The sequence below is a fragment of the Flavobacterium flavigenum genome (genome assembly GCF_027111255.2).
GTDB lineage: Bacteria > Bacteroidota > Bacteroidia > Flavobacteriales > Flavobacteriaceae > Flavobacterium > Flavobacterium flavigenum.
In genome coordinates, this window is sequence record NZ_CP114285.2 from 3365730 (window position 1) to 3384649 (window position 18920).

17 protein-coding genes and 1 tRNA gene are annotated in these 18920 nt (G+C 35.3%); 11 read left to right on the forward strand and 7 right to left on the reverse strand.

Annotation, left to right across the window (positions count from 1 at the left end; translation table 11 throughout):
- Positions 1–6: 6 nt before the first annotated feature.
- Complete coding sequence (locus OZP09_RS13875) at positions 7–741, forward strand: hypothetical protein (protein ID WP_269234335.1); 735 nt, start codon at positions 7–9, stop codon at positions 739–741.
- Between the two features lie 104 nt (positions 742–845).
- Positions 846–1199, forward strand: coding sequence for a hypothetical protein (locus tag OZP09_RS13880; RefSeq protein WP_269234336.1), 354 nt, complete (start codon positions 846–848; stop codon positions 1197–1199).
- A gap of 30 nt (positions 1200–1229) precedes the next feature.
- Here OZP09_RS13880 and OZP09_RS13885 read toward each other — a convergent pair whose 3' ends face one another.
- Both OZP09_RS13885 and OZP09_RS13890 read right to left on the reverse strand, forming a co-directional pair.
- Complete coding sequence (locus OZP09_RS13885) at positions 1230–1436, reverse strand: hypothetical protein (RefSeq protein WP_269234337.1); 207 nt, start codon at positions 1434–1436, stop codon at positions 1230–1232.
- 32 nt (positions 1437–1468) lie between these two features.
- Positions 1469–2023 (reverse strand): hypothetical protein, encoded by a 555-nt coding sequence (locus OZP09_RS13890; protein ID WP_269234339.1) that lies wholly within the window; start codon positions 2021–2023, stop codon positions 1469–1471.
- A gap of 118 nt (positions 2024–2141) precedes the next feature.
- Between OZP09_RS13890 and OZP09_RS13895 the strand changes: the two genes are divergently transcribed.
- The 3 genes from OZP09_RS13895 (at position 2142) to OZP09_RS13905 (ending at position 7100) form a co-directional block, all read left to right on the forward strand.
- The gene (locus OZP09_RS13895) at positions 2142–4919 is read left to right on the forward strand and encodes a 2-oxoglutarate dehydrogenase E1 component (protein WP_269234340.1); all 2778 of its coding nucleotides are present in this window, start codon (positions 2142–2144) and stop codon (positions 4917–4919) included.
- Positions 4920–4990: 71 nt separating this feature from the next.
- Positions 4991–6232 carry a 2-oxoglutarate dehydrogenase complex dihydrolipoyllysine-residue succinyltransferase gene (gene odhB / locus OZP09_RS13900; RefSeq protein ID WP_269234341.1) on the forward strand — a complete coding sequence of 414 codons (1242 nt, stop codon included), beginning with the start codon at positions 4991–4993 and terminating at the stop codon, positions 6230–6232.
- 85 nt (positions 6233–6317) lie between these two features.
- Positions 6318–7100, forward strand: a complete 783-nt coding sequence (locus tag OZP09_RS13905) for a ThuA domain-containing protein (RefSeq protein ID WP_269234343.1) — start codon at positions 6318–6320, stop codon at positions 7098–7100.
- A 50-nt stretch (positions 7101–7150) separates the two neighbouring features.
- Here OZP09_RS13905 and OZP09_RS13910 read toward each other — a convergent pair whose 3' ends face one another.
- The 5 genes from OZP09_RS13910 to OZP09_RS13930 form a co-directional block, all read right to left on the reverse strand.
- Positions 7151–7588: a retropepsin-like aspartic protease gene (locus OZP09_RS13910; protein ID WP_269234345.1), complete on the reverse strand. Its 438-nt coding sequence runs from the start codon at positions 7586–7588 to the stop codon at positions 7151–7153.
- Positions 7540–10188, reverse strand: coding sequence for a CHAT domain-containing protein (locus OZP09_RS13915; RefSeq protein ID WP_281309539.1), 2649 nt, complete (start codon positions 10186–10188; stop codon positions 7540–7542). The genes OZP09_RS13910 and OZP09_RS13915 overlap by 49 nt, the downstream gene beginning before the upstream one ends.
- A gap of 106 nt (positions 10189–10294) precedes the next feature.
- Entirely contained in the window at positions 10295–12247 is a 1953-nt protein-coding gene (locus tag OZP09_RS13920) for a DUF7849 domain-containing protein (RefSeq protein ID WP_281309540.1), read from the reverse strand.
- A 205-nt stretch (positions 12248–12452) separates the two neighbouring features.
- On the reverse strand, positions 12453–13433 hold the full coding sequence (locus OZP09_RS13925; protein ID WP_269234353.1) for a hypothetical protein: 981 nt from the start codon (positions 13431–13433) through the stop codon (positions 12453–12455).
- A 201-nt stretch (positions 13434–13634) separates the two neighbouring features.
- A complete protein-coding gene (locus OZP09_RS13930) occupies positions 13635–13934 on the reverse strand; it encodes a hypothetical protein (RefSeq protein ID WP_281309541.1) in 300 nt (99 codons plus the stop codon).
- Between the two features lie 130 nt (positions 13935–14064).
- Between OZP09_RS13930 and OZP09_RS13935 the strand changes: the two genes are divergently transcribed.
- The 6 genes from OZP09_RS13935 (at position 14065) to OZP09_RS13960 (ending at position 18887) form a co-directional block, all read left to right on the forward strand.
- A complete protein-coding gene (locus OZP09_RS13935; protein WP_269234355.1) occupies positions 14065–14649 on the forward strand; it encodes an RNA polymerase sigma factor in 585 nt (194 codons plus the stop codon).
- A 2-nt stretch (positions 14650–14651) separates the two neighbouring features.
- Positions 14652–15377, forward strand: a complete 726-nt coding sequence (locus tag OZP09_RS13940; protein ID WP_269234356.1) for a tetratricopeptide repeat protein — start codon at positions 14652–14654, stop codon at positions 15375–15377.
- Between the two features lie 333 nt (positions 15378–15710).
- The gene (locus OZP09_RS13945) at positions 15711–16478 is read left to right on the forward strand and encodes a TatD family hydrolase (RefSeq protein WP_269237881.1); all 768 of its coding nucleotides are present in this window, start codon (positions 15711–15713) and stop codon (positions 16476–16478) included.
- 63 nt (positions 16479–16541) lie between these two features.
- Positions 16542–17678: a 1-acyl-sn-glycerol-3-phosphate acyltransferase gene (locus OZP09_RS13950; protein ID WP_269234357.1), complete on the forward strand. Its 1137-nt coding sequence runs from the start codon at positions 16542–16544 to the stop codon at positions 17676–17678.
- Positions 17668–18705: an asparaginase gene (locus OZP09_RS13955; protein ID WP_281309542.1), complete on the forward strand. Its 1038-nt coding sequence runs from the start codon at positions 17668–17670 to the stop codon at positions 18703–18705. The genes OZP09_RS13950 and OZP09_RS13955 overlap by 11 nt, the downstream gene beginning before the upstream one ends.
- Before the next feature lie 95 nt (positions 18706–18800).
- Positions 18801–18887, forward strand: a tRNA-Ser gene (locus OZP09_RS13960).
- Positions 18888–18920: the final 33 nt, after the last annotated feature.

The following is an 18920-nucleotide window of genomic DNA, read 5'->3' on the forward strand; positions in this document are numbered from 1 at the left end:
CAAATTATGGATGCTTTAATAAATAATTTTTTTACCGACAGAAATAGTAATGCGAAAATGCAGCTTTTTTTTGCGGCATGTTTTCCTTTTTTTACCCTTTTTGCTTTAGGAATTGACAGTGTTGCATTTGAAGAAAATTATTTTGACGGGCGACAAATTACAAATATTTTAGCTATACTTTATTTTTCTTTCTTTTTTTGGGTTTTCGGTTCTTATTTAAGGAGACTAATGTTTGTAATGGTTTTTTTGTCTTATATAGGAGAAGTGATTTTTTGTACTTTACTTGGAATGTATCATTACAGAACAACCGTTATTCCATTATATGTTCCTTTCGGTCACGCCATTGTTTATGCTTCCGGTTATGTTTTTGCCCATACACAATGGGCGCTCAAAAATGATAATCTGCTTCGAAAATATTTTGCAGTTGGATTTGCGTTACTGTTTTTAGCCGTTGGAATATTTCTTAAAGATGTTTTTTCATTGATCTTCGGAGTTTTTTTCTTTTTGATTTTAAAGCGAAAAAAATGGCAGAATTTATATTATTTCATCGCCCTTTGTGTTATATTTATTGAGCTAGGCGGAACATATTTTCAATGCTGGAAATGGGTGCCAAAAACCTTTGGATTAATTCCTGCAGCTAATCCGCCAATGGGAGCTGTATTTTTCTATGCGGGCGGAGATGTCATCTTATCTAAAATTGTAGATTATTGGAAATTAAAAACTATAAAATCCCAATATTGATTGTTATTGAATTGATTTTTGAGATTGCTATTGAAATTGAATTTGATCTTTGAGATTACCATTGATTTTTGCCATTGAAATTGAATTTTGAAATTGTATAAACTATGTATGTTTCGCCGTTAAATGCCGATTTATTATTTGAAGAAGCTCAAAAGGATTCTTTATACCTGAACTTGATTGAGCAGCTCAATAAAGATTTTAATCTGGCAAACGAGGGAATTGATTTTCCGCTAAGCATCACTCCGAAGGAATTAAAAATCCAGCTTCACGAAAAAATATACAGAATGATTCAGTACAAATTTGCTGAATATCTGAATTTGCTCTACATTATTGATGTTCCGGAAAATGAAATTAAACAACTCGACGGATCAGATTTAATTATCCTCGCAGAACAGGTTTCTTTTTTGATTTTGAAGAGAGAATGGCAGAAAGTTTGGTTTCGAAATTTTTACAAGTAAGTTATTCAGTTATCATAATACTATAATTACCTATCTGAATTTTTCAATGCGTTTAGTGAATATGTTAGCACCAAAAATAATTGCTCCCATAATAAATGGAACAAAGTGAGAAATTTGCCAAAAAAGATCAATACCGGTTTTTAATCCTTGGTCGATCGTTTGAAACATGCCTAATCCAATAAAAAATAAGCAAATGGTAAAAAGTACAAATTGAATTTTATAATTTATTTTAATCATTATTATGAATTTTAATTAAACAAATCAAAACCTTAAAAATACACCCTCACAAAAGGCATAAATGCAGATCCGTAAAGGCTTCTTTTGCTGTTGAATAGAACATCATAACGACCGCCTATAGTTACGCTTCCGGATCTGTAACCGGCCCCTAAAAACAAAGCCGTATTCCAGTAATTGTCGGAAAAAGCAGTATTCATAGTAGTCGCCTTATAATTTGTATTTACACGTACCTGTTCCAGTTCGGCAGAGAACTGAACTTCAGGAATTGGATTTACTAAGCCTATAATGCTTCCTCCATAGACATAGGAACTGTAGTAATTTTTAGAAGAAAGATAACCAAACTGCAGTCCGGCACCAACAGCTACAATTTCGTTAATGTTGTAAATGGCACTTGGCATTACAGAAATATCTGTATATCCTGAACCAAATCCAAGACCTAGTCCGCCACCAAATTGTACTTTATTCCAAAACTGATGATTGTTATCGATTACATTATTTTCTTCCTGCGCAATTATAAGATTTGAAAATAGGCTAATCAAAATCACAAAAAATGATTTGAAAACGATTGAAAGATGAATATTCTTCATAGTTTGCGCTATTTTTAACAAATTTTTACGTAAAAGTACGTAAAAAAATCATTTAAATAATATCGTTTGTTGTACTTTTGCCATTCTATATAACAAAAAGTATATTCACTCAAATATTATGGATAGGTTTTCATTTTTAAATGCAGCGCATACCGAGTTTTTTGCACAATTATACGATCAATATTTAGTAAACCCAGACAGCGTTGAGCCAAGCTGGAGAAGTTTTTTTCAGGGCTTTGACTTTGGACAAACAACTTATAATGATGAAAATCCTGTGCAAACAATCGTTGAGTATGTAACGACTAACGACAACACAGATTACAGTAAAGTTTCTGAAAAATTACAAAAAGAATTTAACGTTTTAAAATTAATTGATGGCTACCGTACACGTGGTCATTTGTTTACTAAAACAAATCCGGTTCGTGATCGCAGAACTTCATCGCCAACTTTGGATATTGAAAACTTCGGACTAACAACTGCTGATCTTTCTACGGTTTTTGACGCTGCAAAGGTTATTGGTGTTGCTCCTTGCTCTCTGCAGGATATCATTACCCGCCTTAAAGCAATTTACTGTCAGCATATTGGTGTTGAATATATGTACATCAGGAACCCTGGTGTTGTAAAATGGATTCAGGATAAATTGGGTGTGAACAACAATCAGCCTAATTTCTCAACAGAGGAAAAACAAACGATCCTTAATAAATTAAATGAAGCCGTTTCTTTCGAGAACTTTTTGCATACTAAATATGTAGGTCAAAAACGATTTTCATTAGAAGGTGGTGAAACTATTATCCCGGCTTTGGATGCTTTGATCGAAAAAGCGGCTGAAAAAGGAGTGGAACAATTCGTAATGGGTATGGCTCACCGTGGTCGTTTGAATGTTTTGGCAAACATCTTCGGAAAATCAACTCAGGATATCTTTAGCGAATTTGATGGTAAAGATTACGATCAGGAATACTTTGATGGTGATGTAAAATACCACTTAGGGCTTACTGCCGACAAAAAAACAAGATCAGGAAAAAGCATCAACATCAATTTGGCACCAAATCCTTCGCACTTAGAAACGGTTGGAGCTGTAATTGAAGGAATCACAAGAGCAAAACAAGATAAATATTACGCAGACGATTTCTCAAAAGTATTACCAATTGCCGTTCACGGTGATGCTGCAATTGCAGGACAGGGTTTACTGTATGAAATCATTCAAATGGCACAATTAGACGGTTACAAAACCGGAGGTACCATTCATATCGTAATCAATAATCAGGTTGGATTTACTACCAATTATTTAGATGCACGTTCTTCTACTTATTGTACAGACGTTGCCAAAGTAACGCTTTCGCCTGTATTACACGTAAATGCTGATGATGCTGAGGCTGTTGTTCACGCAGTATCTTTTGCATTAGATTACAGAATGGAATTTGGACGTGACGTATTTATCGATTTATTAGGATACAGAAAATACGGTCATAACGAAGGTGATGAGCCTCGTTTTACACAGCCGGTTTTATATAAAATCATTGCAAAACATCAAAATCCAAGAGATATTTATGCTGAAAAGCTTTTATCAGAAAGAGTTATTGATGCTAATTATGTAAACACAATTGAAAAAGAATACAAATCAGACCTTGAACAAAATTTAGAAGCATCCCGTAAAAAGGCGTTGACAATCATTACACCATTTATGCAAAATGAATGGAAAGGATTCCAACAGGTGTCTGATGATGTGATGTTGAAAAAAGTAGATACTACTTTCGATAAAAAAGTTTTGGATTCTATTATCAATACTATTTCAACTTTACCTTCTGATAAAAAATTCATCAATAAAATCAACAAGATTGTATCTGACAGAAAGGCTGGATATGATAACAATACTTTAGACTGGGGAACAGCAGAAGCATTAGCTTACGGTTCTCTTTTAACTGAAGGATTTGATGTTAGAATTTCGGGTCAGGATGTGGAGCGTGGTACATTCTCACATCGTCATGCGGTTGTAAAAGTAGAAGATTCTGAAGAAGAGGTAATTTTATTGAACAGCATCGAAAACAAAAAAGGAAACTTTGGCGTATTCAATTCACTTTTATCAGAATACGGAGTTTTAGGATTTGATTACGGTTATGCATTAGCAAACCCGAATGCCTTAACAATCTGGGAAGCACAATTTGGAGATTTCTCTAACGGAGCACAAATTATGATCGACCAGTATATTTCTTGTGGAGAAGATAAATGGAACAACCAAAACGGTATTGTTTTATTATTGCCTCACGGATACGAAGGTCAGGGAGCAGAGCACTCTTCTGCAAGAATGGAGCGTTATTTACAGCTTTGTGCAAGACACAATATGTATGTAGCAGATTGTACTACTCCTGCCAACTTTTTCCACTTGTTGAGAAGACAAATGAAAACGGACTTCCGTAAGCCTTTAGTAGTTTTCTCTCCAAAAAGTTTGTTGCGTGACCCAAGATGTGTTTCTTCAGTAGATGAATTAGCAAATGGAAGCTTCCAGGAAACTATCGATGACAATACAGTAGATAAAAAGAAAGTTAAAACTTTAGTTTTCTGTACAGGTAAATTCTACTATGATATTGTTGCTGAAAGAGAAAATAACGGAAGAAATGATGTTGCAGTTGTTCGTATCGAGCAATTATTCCCTTTCCCTGCTGAGCAGATCAAAGAAATCATTGCAAAATATCCAAAAGCAGATGATTACGTTTGGGCACAGGAAGAGCCTAAAAACATGGGAGCTTACAGCTTTATGTTAATGAACTTTGATCTTGTAAAATGGAGACTGGCTTCATTAAAAGCATATTCTGCTCCGGCTGCAGGAAGCTACACACGTGCAAAACGTCGCCATGCAGATGCAATCAGAATGGTATTCGATAAAGATTTATTTAGATAAAAAGAATGTTTCAAGTTTCACTCCCGATAGCTTCGGGATTGAAACCATAAAAACCTTAAACAAAAACAAAGATGATTTTAGAAATGAAAGTCCCATCACCAGGGGAATCAATAAAAGAAGTTGAAATTGCAACTTGGTTAGTAAAAGACGGAGATTATGTAGAAAAAGATCAGGCGATTGCTGAAGTTGATTCAGATAAAGCTACTCTTGAATTGCCTGCTGAAATGAGCGGTGTAATTACACTAAAAGCTGAAGAAGGTGATACAGTAGCAGTAGGTGCTGTAGTTTGTTTAATCGATACTGATGCAGCAAAACCATCTGGTTCTGCAGCTGCACCAGCAGCTGAGGCTCCTAAGGCTGAAGCTCCAAAAGCAGAAGTAAAAGCAGAAGCTCCAAAAGCTGAGCCAGTTCAGGCATCGGCAGCAACAAGCTATGCAGCAGGAACTCCATCTCCGGCAGCAAGAAAAATTTTAGACGAGAAAAATATTGCTCCTGCATCAGTTTCAGGAACTGGTAAAGGTGGAAGAATCACTAAAGATGATGCTGTAAATGCAGTACCTTCTATGGGAACTCCAACTGGTGGAAGCCGTGGGACTGAACGTACAAAATTATCAATGTTACGTCGTAAAGTAGCAGAAAGACTGGTTTCAGCTAAAAACGAAACGGCTATGCTTACTACTTTCAACGAAGTAAACATGACGCCAATCAACCAAATTCGTAACGAATACAAAGATGCTTTCAAAGCTAAACACGGTGGATTAGGATTAGGTTTTATGTCTTTCTTTACAAAAGCAGTTACAAGAGCTTTACAATTATATCCAGATGTTAACTCTATGATGGATGGTGACTACAAAATCGCTTATGATTTTGCTGATATCTCTATCGCAGTTTCTGGACCAAAAGGTTTGATGGTTCCTGTTGTTCGTAATGCTGAGTTATTGACTTTCCGTGGAATTGAAGCTGAAATCAAAAGATTGGCTTTAAGAGCTCGTGACGGTCAAATTACAGTTGACGATATGACGGGTGGAACTTTCACAATCACTAATGGTGGTGTATTTGGTTCTATGTTGTCTACTCCAATTATCAACCCTCCACAGTCAGGAATTTTAGGAATGCACAACATTATCGAGCGTCCAATTGCTGTAAACGGTAAAGTTGAAATTCACCCAATGATGTACGTAGCACTTTCTTACGACCACAGAATCATCGATGGACGTGAGTCTGTTGGTTTCTTGGTTGCGGTTAAAGAAGCTTTAGAAAACCCGGTAGAATTATTGATGAATGGTGATGCTAAAAGAGCATTGGAGTTGTAATTAATAATCCTTTCAATTATAAAACCCCATTTGATTTTCATCATTTGGGGTTTTCTTTTTATATTCGGAACATAAATATCTGAATATGAAAATAAAACTAATACTACTTACCATTATATTGGGTCTGAATTTTGTTTCTGCAAATCCGCCAGTCAAAAAACGCATATTGGTTTATACGAAAAACGGAAAAGGGTATGTGCATAAAAATATTGCAGCCAGTGTAGAGGCTTTAAAGAAAATTGGCGAGGCAAATAATTTAATTGTGGATGTTTCAGATGATCCTTCGGTGATGACTATCGAAAATTTAGCAAAGTACAGCTGTCTTGTTTTTTCGAATACGTGTAATGATATTTTTGATACAGAAGAACAAAAGCAGGCATTTGCAGCTTATATCCAGCGGGGAGGCGCATTTGTAGGGATTCATAGTGCTTCTGATTCTGAACGTTCCTGGCCTTGGTATGCAGAGTTAGTAGGAGGGAAATTTAAAAAACACCCGGCTTTTCAGTCTTTCGAAATAAAAGTGATTGATAAAAATCATCCTGCGACTTCAAAACTTCCCGAAGTTTGGAAAAAGGAAGATGAATGTTACTATATGGATGAACTCAATCCAAATATTCATGTAGTATTGGCTGCTGATCTGCGAACTGTGAATGATAGTGAAAAAGGTGTTTATCCGGGGCGTATTTTTGGGGATTACTTTCCATTGGCCTGGTTTCATGAATTTGAAGGTGCCAGAGTGTTTTACACGGCTTTGGGGCATGATAGTAAAGATTATTCAGATCCTGTATATATACAGCATCTTACCGGTGGAATTTTATGGGCATTGGGAAATGCTAAAGATTCCCATTTCAAGGAAAAAAGAAAATGATTAAATAATATACTTGTTCTTTAACTATGAGAAATGAAGGTTTTTACTTTCTATTTCAAATACAAATAATGATTATAATAATCAATAATCGCTTTTCCTTCCAATAAAACATCAGCGCCAATTATGCCATGAACCGGTTTTGCTTTGTATTGCGTTAATGCTTCGTTGACATGTGAAAGGTCAAAAATTACGATACCAAAATCATTGTTTTTCCAGGAACCAATCTGTACTAAATTTTGTTTTGAAATTTGTGTTTTCATTCCGGTTCCGCCTGCACCGGCAGCTTTAGTTTTAGATTTTTTAGAAGTTAATTCAAATCGCTCAATACTTTCAAATCCGACGCAGGAATTGGAAGCACCGGTATCTAAAATGAAATTTCCCGAAACGCCGTTGATCTTTGCCTTAATCAGTAAATGCTGCGTTTTGATGATTTTGAATTTTATTTTTTTGTATTTCTCTTTTTTGAGAACTTCATGAAGATTTTCCATTTTCGATAATGATTGAAAACCAAAAATAAACCAATTACAGTCAATAAACTAATGATGTAAACGATATAATTTGAAACATTTTCTTCTGTGGAAACCGAACCGTAATACACAAACGAACTCCAGTAATAAGGCGATTTTTTAGCATTCGGAATCGATTTATCATTTAAGAAATCAAGTTTGGCATTTGTATTGGCTTCAAAATAAGTTTGTTTGTTTTGGATGTTTTTATAAAAATCAGTCATAAAAACCGAAGTGGTGTAATCGTTTACTTTCCATAAAGAAAACAACAGATTCTGCGCTCCTGCAAACTGAAACCCCCTTGCAACACTCATGGCTCCTTCAGCTTTATAGAGTTTTCCTATTCCGGTTTCACATGCACTTAAAACCATTAAATCCGGATTGATATTCAGGTTGTACAATTCTGAATATAAAACTTCCCGATCATAAAATTTGATGCTTGCCGGAGTTTCAATATCGCCAGATGAAGCATGTGTGCTTAGATGCAGAATCGAATAATTAGTAGCATTTTGTTTAAAATTTGCAAAGCTGGCTTCTGAATTTTCTAAATATTTTCCTTTAAAATTAATGCGGATAGATTCTAATTCTTTCTTCGAATAAGCCAATTCAAAAGCTGTTTTTTCGAATACAGGAAAAACACCCAAAACGGTTTTTTCTGATTTTGGAATGGGTTTTGAATTCACATACATGTTTGCCGAATTATTATAGGCAATTTTAAAATCATTGAGCAAATAATGCATTTTGGCAAAATTTGTTGTATTTGATTTGCGTGTAATCAATGCCTCAAACGGAAGAAAATTCAAAATGCCATCCGGAACAATGATTAGGTTTTGATAAACCGAATTACCAGGCAATTGTAATAGATTGTAAACATTATTTCCGGAACGATTATAACCCGAAATATCATTTATAATTGCATTGGCATCATTGAAATAATCCAGAAAAAAAAGAATATCAGTTATTTTTCCGTCTCCAATTGGAACTCTTTTTAATGAAATCCGATTATGTTGCAAAGTAAAATAATACAATTTTTCAGCACCCATAAAATAATAAACCATCACGGCTTTGTCATTTTCTAATTTCTTAAACAATGATTTTAATTCATAATTTTCCGGTATGTAATCTGCATTTTCAGCCTGAATTTTCTTTAGGGAAAGCATCGATTCATTTTGTTTTTTAATGAACTGATTTATTTTTGAAATATCGGCTAAATCCCCTTTTTGCTGTTCTTTTAAAATGGCGTTATTCAGATTTTGAAATTGCTGCAAAAGCTGTTTTTCTGCTGCGGAAGCGTTTTTAATATTCGAACGATAACTTTTTAAAATTCCGGCTTTGGTTCGTTCAGATAATTGAAAAGCTTGTTCCAGATATTCAGCTTTTCCTTCTTTTTCATATAAATTATTATAAATCGAAATACATTTTTCAGTCCGGTTTCTGGATCGCAATTGCATCAGGATTTTGGAGTTTTCGTAAACCAAACCGTTCATGAGTAAATCTTCAATATAAAATGAAAGAGCAAAAGCTTCCAGTGCTTTTTTGGGTTGATTTATGTTTAAAATTTCTCCTTTTAAATCAAGAGCATCAACTAAAACTGTTTCTGCGTACAATTGATTTTTATTTGGGAGACTGTTCTTTGAATTGTAATCAGGAATTAAAGTTTTAAAAACAACCATAATTTGGTTTGAACTTTCTTCATATTTTCTTTCATCAAATAGAATCAGAGCTTTTTCATAATAAAGTTTAGCCAGTTTTCTCGGCTGATGGTCAGGAGTTTTTAAAAATAGTTTTTCGGCTTTTTCCAGATAAGAACTTGCTGTTTCGAAGTTTCGTCTTTGGCGATTAAACGTAGCAAGATTTCGATAAGAATTGGATAAAGTTTCGAATTGATCTTTCTCTTTTTGAAGAAATTTTATTGAAGATTCAAATGCTTTTTCGGCTTTTTCTTTTGTTCCGGGAAATAATAAATTTCCGTCAGAGCTTAGTAAATAATTATTCCCAAGATTATTCAGTAAAATTCCTTTTAGTTCGTTTGACAATTTTTTAGTTTTTAAAGTATTTTCCAAAAGTTCAATTGCCATTGAAATTTTTCCAGAACTCTGATAAACGTTTGATAAATTAAGGATTGCTGCTATTTTTTGTGATTGGTTTTTCTCAGTTTCAGCAATAAAATAATACTGTTTTATAGTATTTTCGGCGCTGTCATAATCTCCCAAAACAGTGTATAAATTGCCTAAAGGCTTAAGGCAGTATTCAATAATATCGTAATCTTTAAGTTTATATTTCTGATAGAATTGCCAGGCTTTTTCATAACTTGAAATTGCATGGTGTGTCTGACCAAATTGATTCTGGTAATAGGCTTTGTTGCAGTTTAAAACTACAATGGATAGCAATTCGTCTTTGGTTTTTGGTTTTTGATTTTTCCAGAAAGTGTTTTCTGCATTCGTTAAATTTTGTAATGCTTTTTCAGAAGGGTTTGCAACAAAAACATCAATTGCATTGTAAATTTTGTCTTCGGGATTTTGCCCAAAAACATTCAGGTTAACAAAAAGAAAGATTAAACCATATAAGTGATATAAGTTCATATTATAGTTGTTGGTATACTAAAATAAATCATATAAGCTTATGTGTTATATCTTTTTGAATTTAAAAAACTTAAATTTACTTAAATCACTTATATGGTGGAAATATTTAAAACCTCCAAATCCCATACACCTGAAAATAATTAAAATCCTGTTCGAAGTTGATCACATAACGCGCTCCTAAACTCGGGCCGATTCTGGCAAAACCTGCTGTTAGGTCAAATAGAATGCCAGTTTTAAAATCTGCAAAGGAGTTTTTTATGGTGTTGTTTGTTATTTTTGTATCTATTAAAAGATTTTCTTTTTCATTTTCAAAAGTTTCTATTTTTATATCCTGATGCTGTTGGGATGCCACATTGATATTAGCCTGAATTCCGGCTCCGACTCCGATATAATTATTAATGTTGTACCGAATCAAAACAGGAACTTCCCAGTTGACGTTTTTATTTTCAGTTGTAGTGGTGGTACGTATTAATCGCCTTGTTCCGTTTGCATTGGTGTCAAATGCCGTTGTAATATTGACTGCGCTGTTATATTTATTTAGAGCATTAACCCATTCTGCCTGCCAGTAAAAACGATATGATTTGAAAGGTGAAATAGTAGCGCCCACAAAATAACTGGTTGATTTGTCTAAGTCTGAATATAAATTATATCCAGCTTTTGCGCCGATCGAGATTCCGGGTAAAAATCGGGTAACGGCGTAATTGGTTATGATAGGTTCATTTTTATCGAAAATAATAGATGTCCGGCTTTTGGTTTTTACTTTATGAAAGTCTTCACTGAATTTCATCGAATAACGAACAAAACCTTTGGTACTGTCTTTTTCCTGAACGTTTTTTTGCTCAGTTCCCGGAAGATAAATATTCTTAAATGTAAAAATGATTTGTTTTTTTGTAATGATGGTGTCGAGACAGCTTACGGTTGGCTCTTCGCCTTTTGGACAAATTGGGCATTCGGGATACATATTTTCGATCTGGAATGTTTTTTTGTCAAACATATCCGGGATATCGGTTTCTAAACGGATTTTTCGAGCAGGACCTTCGCCATTGTTTTGAAAACGGGTTTTGAATTTTACTCTTTTAAACCGTACCAGCCTGTAATTCATAAAACTCCCGTTTGAACCCATTTTGTTGGGGTCGTGAGAGGTTAAGATTTCCATTTCGAGGTTTTTGACTTTATGATTTTTAAAACTGCGGTTGGGTACAAAAATCCCACGCATGGTAACCGTTGCGCTGGTATCTTTGATCATTTCAGGTGTTGTTTTGAAAGTATAAAAAACATTGCGTGTTTCGTTTGGATTGGCATCGTCAAATTCCAGAATCGAAACATTATGATAAAGTGTATGTGCTTCTTTTAAGCTGGCTTCTAAATCTTCTTCTGTGGTCGTGTTTTTATATTTTTTGAATTTTACAGTGTTTTCTGCAGAAGCGACATAGGAGTTTGTGTCGTCAAGATCATCGACTGAAGCAATCATATTTTCTTTTACTTCACGTTCTCCGGCATGCGTTCTGAAATCAACGAGTTCGAAATTGTTGTTTTTGAATTGTTTTTCGTTGTAAAAAAGATAGAGCTTTCCATTGGCAACATAATTTTCCAGATTTTGATAACTAACTACGACTACCATTTCCTGATCCGGAATCGGGTCACAGTTTTTTATAATAGCGAATCCATTTTGGTCAGCGATGGAGGCGATGTCTTTATAATCTGTGTCGGTAATGTCGTTTACAGCTACTTTTTTAGGGCGGGTTGCCGGAGGTTTTCCGTTATCATAATTGTTGGTTACGGCAAGTCTGGCAGTATAATTTCCTTTGTTTTTATAAACGTGTTTCGGCTCTGCCTGTTTGCTGTAATGCCCGTCGCCCATTTCCCATAAGTAGGAATAACTAGGTTTTGGCGCACCTGCAATTGGGATTAAAGGCGGTGTTTCGGGTTTAAAAGTTACCGAATTGCCTTTCTGAGCATAGTTGATATTTGCTCTTCGGGTGATGGTGTCTTTTACTTTGGTCTGCGCCAACACCATTGCTGATGAAAGGATAATGAAACAGCATAAAAGTTTTTTCATGGTCGAGGAGGTTTTTAGCCCTGATGGAAGCGGCATCTCCCGATTTAGAAAAACAAGGCTTTTTAGCCGTAGTTTTTGTTATCGGGAATACAGCGGACAGCAGGATTAGCTTCTGAAAATCATCAGAATGAGTTTAAAACAGCATTAAATGTAAAAAAAAGTGGTGAGCAAATCACCACTTTTTCTTAAAAAAGTATTTTGTAAGTTACTGAATAGCATTGATTGCTGCTACCAGTTGGGCTTCGGAGCCGACTGTTGTTTCGGCTAAAGTAAAGGTGTAGGTTTGATTGGCAGCAATTGTTACCCCTTTGATTGCGTAACGCCATTGGCCGTTATCTTCTGTAGCAAAAATGATGTGACAGGCTAAACCAACCGGAATTTGTCCGTAATGTTCGCTAAACAAACCTGCAGCTGTGTAAGTATCTAATTTTGCAAGAGCATTTGTTCCTTCTCCGTCATAAGACAGGTAAATTGCGCAGTTGTTGTTGTCATAACCTTCAGGAGCATCTACCAAAATAGTAGTTTTAGGTCTTGGATCGCTGTAGAAACGGTCAACATTTGTCCATCCAAAGTTTCCAAAAGTTACATAATAATTGTTTCCTTCTCCCTGTACACCGCCTTTTCCGTTGGCTCCGTCAGCACCAGCTTTGGCTTCTCTCCATACAAGTTCTTCTGCTTCATCAATTACACCTGTCCAAAGTGTCATAGTATTGTCCAGTCCGCCTGTTAGGTTTGTAGGAATAATCATATTCATAGTACACGAAGTCTGAAGTTCAACACCGCCTTGTGTGGCTTTGATAAAAAATTCTCCTCCTGAGATTAATAAATTTTTCTTTCCGTCAGCCATTAAGCCCATAGTTGGTTTGTTGGTTACCAACATACTTCCTTTGTCAAAAAGCTCCACAAATTCAATGTCGATTGCTCCTGTTACAGCATTTCCGTTTTTGGTAAGACAGTTTCCGTTGATGTTAAGTTTAACACCTTTTGCAGAAGTTATCGTAATTGTTCCGTCTCCGGCTGTTGCTGTAAAATGTTGTGTTTTTCCTGCCAAAGCGTTGTCTCTTACCGCTGCAAATTCTGATGCAGATGGTGGCGTAACTTTGTTATCTCCTTCGCTGTCATCACAACTTGCGAAAGCCGCTAAGGCTAAAAATAATAATCCGATTTTTCTAAAATTTGTATTCATGATTTCTAATTTTTATAAATCTGAGCTGATCTTTATCAGTTGGTTTTCAGATTCGGGTTGTTAATTTAATTTTTATATCCTTACATCAACTCGGGTTTGATATTGTTACCCTTGTTTTCAAAATTTATTTTTATTCTTTTTATATGACTATATCAACAGGCTTTTAAAATTGTTACCTCTGTTTTTTATTTTTTTTGAAGTTTATTTGGAAAAGCATTTTTCTTCAAAAACATTTCCGTCTTCATCGAGTGCAACCAGGATTTGTTTTTTGCGTGAAAGACTAATGATCAAATAAAGCCAGACAATTGACCAAAGCCCCAGTGTAGCAAAAACCAAAGTCAGCTGCAGGGAAGAATCAATTTGTTTTTTTTCTCTGGATAAAACCACATAAGGAAGTTTATCATTTTTTTCAATTACGATAAATCCGTTGCGAATTTTGTTCGACAGCGTCTGCTGGAACTTGGCAAAATCTTTCTCGGATGTAAATTGATAACTTCCCATATTTATGTGATTTTTTGATTCTAAATAACCCTTTACTGTCTTTATATCAACTGTCTTTTAAAATTGTTACCCCGCTTTTGTGTAATTTTTTTCAGATTCTTTTTTTTACTTTAGCTAATAATTTTCAATTATGGAAAAAAGTAAAATTCATCCCGACCAGAAATATATTGAAGGAATTGCCGCGAATGACTCGGTCATAATTCGTTCTATCTATAAAAATTTCGTTCCTAAAGTGGTCTATTATATCATGAATAATTCCGGAGACAAGGATCAGGCACAGGATGTGGTTCAGGAAATCATGATTTTGCTTTTTAATCAGGCAAAAGCCAATACATTACAGCTTACTTGTCCGTTTGATGCCTACTTCTTTTTGCTGTGTAAAAGGAAATGGCTTAACGAATTGAAAAAAACTTCGAATAAAGGGGTAACAATTAATGAAGATTTTGCATCTATCAATGAATCTGCTCTCGAATTGGTTGAAGAAACCGAACAATTTGATGAAAAACAGCAACTTTTTGATACGATGTTCCAGAAATTAGGAGACAAATGCCAGGAGGTCCTAAAATTGAGTTTTGCCATTAAATCGATGGAGGAGGTTGCCGAAAAGCTAAACGTAACGTACGGTTATGTCCGTAAAAAGAAATCGTTATGTATCGGACAGCTGACACAATGGATTCAGGAAGCAAAAAATTTTAAATCTCTTAAAAATAATTAGCCATGAACGAAGAACGCTACATATTATTTGATCAGTATCTGCAGGGAGAAATGACTGTTGAAGAAAGAAACAGCTTTGAAAGAACGCTTTCAGAAAATCCCGAATTTGCCGCTGAATTCAGAACGTTCAAAGAAGTTTTGGAACAATTAGAAAATAAATTCGGGCATGAGCAGGAAAAAGAGGCGTTTAAAGAAAACCTGTCTGCTATTGCAGATAAACATTTCAATAAAGAAAAGCCGAAAGTGTTCCCGATGCGTCCATGGTATTATGCAGCGGCAGCATCTGTAGCTATTTTATTCGGATTGTTCTTTTTTGACTACAACCAGAATCCGTCTTTTAATGATTATAACCATCCCGAACAGGCTTATTTTACAGAAAGAAGCAATACAAATGAAAATTTGGTACAGGCCGAAAAAACGTTTAATGAAAGAAAATTCAAGGAAGCCATTCCGTTTTTTGAGGCGGTTCTTAAAAATAAAAAAACCGCTGAAATTCAATATTATTATGGGGTTTCTTTATTGCAGGTCAGTCAGTATAATAAAGCAGAAACAGTTTTTAATGAATTGAAATCAGGAAATTCTGTTTACAAAGAAAAAGCACTTTGGAATCTGGCTTTATTAAAATTAAAACAAAAAGATTATAATGGCTGTAAACAAATCCTGCAGACTATATCTCAGGATTATGAAGGCTATGATGAGGTTCAGGAACTTTTGGATGCTTTGGAATAATTGTTACACAGCCATACACGGAGATTTTATACAGAGATTCGCAAAGTTTTAAAAATGCTTTGCGGATTTTTTTTTAGATTATACCCAAATAATAGATCTGTATACCAAGCTATAATTGCTATTTTTTTGCATATTGCCGTAATACAAACGAGAAAATAATACTTTATAGGACTTCGACTCCGCTCAGTCTGACAATTAGTAGAGGAAAATCCGTGTTACATCAGTGTTTTCACGAAAGTGAATCCGTTAAATCTGCGTCACAATTCCCTAATTGCTATTCATTTATTATTGTCGTAATTTTGGCGTTTTAAATTTTTGCAATTGGAACCTACTATTACAATCACAGATACACACACGCATTTATATTCTGAAGAGTTTGATCAGGATCGTGACGAAATGATGCATCGAGCCATAAATGCCGGAGTAACCCGTTTTTTTATTCCTGCTATTGATGCTGCAGCCACACAATCTATGTATGATTTGGAGCAAAATTATCCGGATTATGTTTTCCTGATGATGGGACTGCATCCTACTTACGTGAAAGATGACTATCTGGATGAGCTGAAACATGTTGAAACTGAACTTTCAAAACGAAAATTCTATGCCGTTGGCGAAATCGGAATCGATTTATATTGGGACAAAACGCATTTAAAAGAACAGCAAATTGCTTTTAGAAGACAAATCAAGCTGGCAAAACAATATAAATTGCCCATCGTGATTCATTGTCGTGGAGCTTTTGATGAAATTTTTGAAATTCTGGAAGAAGAAAAATCAGCTGATTTGTTTGGTATTTTTCACTGTTTTACCGGAACGTACGAACAGGCGCTACAGGCAATTTCGTATAATATGAAACTCGGAATCGGAGGTGTTGTTACATTCAAAAACGGAAAAATCGACCAATTCTTACACCAGATTGATTTAAAACATATTGTTTTAGAAACCGATTCGCCTTATCTGGCACCCATTCCGTACAGAGGTAAACGCAACGAAAGCAGTTATTTAGCAAATGTAATTGCAAAACTGGCCGAAATTTACGACCTTTCAGATACAGAAATTGCAGCAGCAACAACGCAAAACTCCAAAGACGTTTTCGGGATTTAATATGCCGATTACGATACTTTAATTTTTTTTTTGTTCTTTTGCCCACCTAAATTGATAATTATAATGCAGAAATTTGACGCTATTCGACCATTTTATGATTCTGAAGTAAACGAAGCACTTCATGGAGTTGCCAATCATCCGATGATGAAAACCATGATGAATTTTACTTTTCCGGAATTAAATGATGAAGTCTGGAAAGAACAATTGAAGAAAACACACTCTATTCGTGATTTTCAATGCAATTTTATTTATCAGACCATTCAGAAAGTTCTCGAAAAAAGTTCAGAAGGGCTTACAACTTCAGGCTTTGAGAAATTAGAAAAAAACACTCCTTATTTATTTATATCCAATCACCGCGATATTTTGCTGGATACCACTTTACTGAATGTTTGTCTTTTCGAACATGGTTTGGTTATGACAGCATCTGCAATTGGTGATAATTTAGTTAAAAAAGCATTTTTGAGCACCCTCGCAAAACTGAACAGGAACTTTTTAGTTTTGAGAGGTTTAACGCCAAGAGAAATGCTGCAAAGTTCGAAATTACTGGCAGAATATATGGGGCAGTTACTGCTTCGTGAGAATCGTTCGGTTTGGATTGCACAGCGTGAAGGTCGTACCAAAGATGGAAATGACGAAACCAATCCGGGAGTTTTAAAAATGATTGCAATGGGTTCTGATGAAGCGAATCCGATGGATTATTTCAAAAAATTAAAAATCGTTCCGGTAGCAATTTCATACGAATATGATCCGACGGACGTTCTGAAAATGCCGCAATTAATGGCAGAGGCTAATAACGAAGTGTACGTAAAAGACAAAAACGAAGATTTCATGACCATTTTAAGCGGTATCATGGGAACTAAAAAAAGAATCCATATTTCTGTTGGAGATGTTCTTGACTCTGAAATTGATCAGATTGTGGCTGAAAATGATAATTCGAACAAACAGATTCAGGCTTTGGCACAAACGATTGATGATTCTATTTTACAGAATTACCAGTTATGGCCAACCAATTTTATTGCTTACGATATTTTAAACGAAACCAATAAATACGCTCATTTGTATAAAGAAAGTGAAAAACAGCTTTTTGAGCGTCGTTTAGAAAAGAGAATAGGAACTGACAATGGTGTTGCCAGACAAGGATTTTTGGCTATGTATGCCAATCCGGTCGTGAATAAATTGAAATATCAGGATGCCTTCTAAAGCTAAAATACTCTTAATTTATACCGGTGGAACCATCGGGATGAGCAAAGACTTTGAAACAGGGGCGCTTAAAGCTTTTGATTTCGGAAAACTACTTAAAAATATCCCCGAAATAAAACAACTGGACTGCGAAATCGAAACGGTCTCATTTGAAAATCCAATTGATTCTTCGAATATGAATCCTCAAATGTGGGCCAAAATCGCTACTATTATTGAGGAAAATTACAATATGTTTGACGGATTTGTAGTGCTTCACGGTTCAGATACGATGTCATATTCGGCATCAGCATTGAGTTTTATGCTTGAAAATCTGGCTAAACCTGTTGTGTTTACAGGTTCACAATTGCCAATTGGTGATTTGCGTACTGATGCCAAAGAAAACCTGATTACAGCCATTCAGATTGCTTCACTTCAGGAAGACGGAAAGCCTGTTATAACTGAAGTCTGTCTGTATTTCGAATATAAATTATACCGGGGAAACCGAACGTCAAAAGTAAATGCGGAACATTTCAGGGCTTTTACAGCACCCAATTATCCGGAACTGGTAGAATCCGGCGTACACTTAAAATTAAACCGGCATTTATTTCTTCCGGTAAAAACCGATGCAAAACTGATTGTCCATAAAAACCTGGATAATCATGTAGCGATTATAAAAATGTTTCCCGGGATGAGCGAAACTGTTCTGGCTTCCATTTTAGCGACTAAAGATTTAAAAGGAGTTGTTCTGGAAACCTATGGTTCAGGAAATGCACCAACCGAAGACTGGTTTTTAAACCTGATAAAAAAAGCAATTCAGAGTGGAATGCATATCGTGAATGTAACCCAATGCTCCGGTGGAAGTGTCAACATGGGACAATATGAAACCAGTACAGCTTTGAAGTCGCTGGGAGTTATTTCCGGAAAAGATATTACAACGGAAGCGGCTATTACTAAGCTGATGTATCTGCTGGGACATACAGTAAGTATTCCGCAAAACGAATTTAAAACGATTTTTGAAACGGCTTTGCGTGGCGAGATTTCGCTATAGCCGGTTTATTTTAGATAAATAAGACAAGTATTGAAAGGAATTTTTAAAAATGCTTTTCTAACTCGTTTTTTTTCATGTTATTTGCAAACCAAAATAGAGAGGTGTCCGAGTGGTTGAAGGAGCTAGCCTGGAAAGCTAGTATATGGGTAACTGTATCGAGGGTTCGAATCCCTTCCTCTCTGCGAGATAAAATCTTCGGATTAAGATTTTAAATA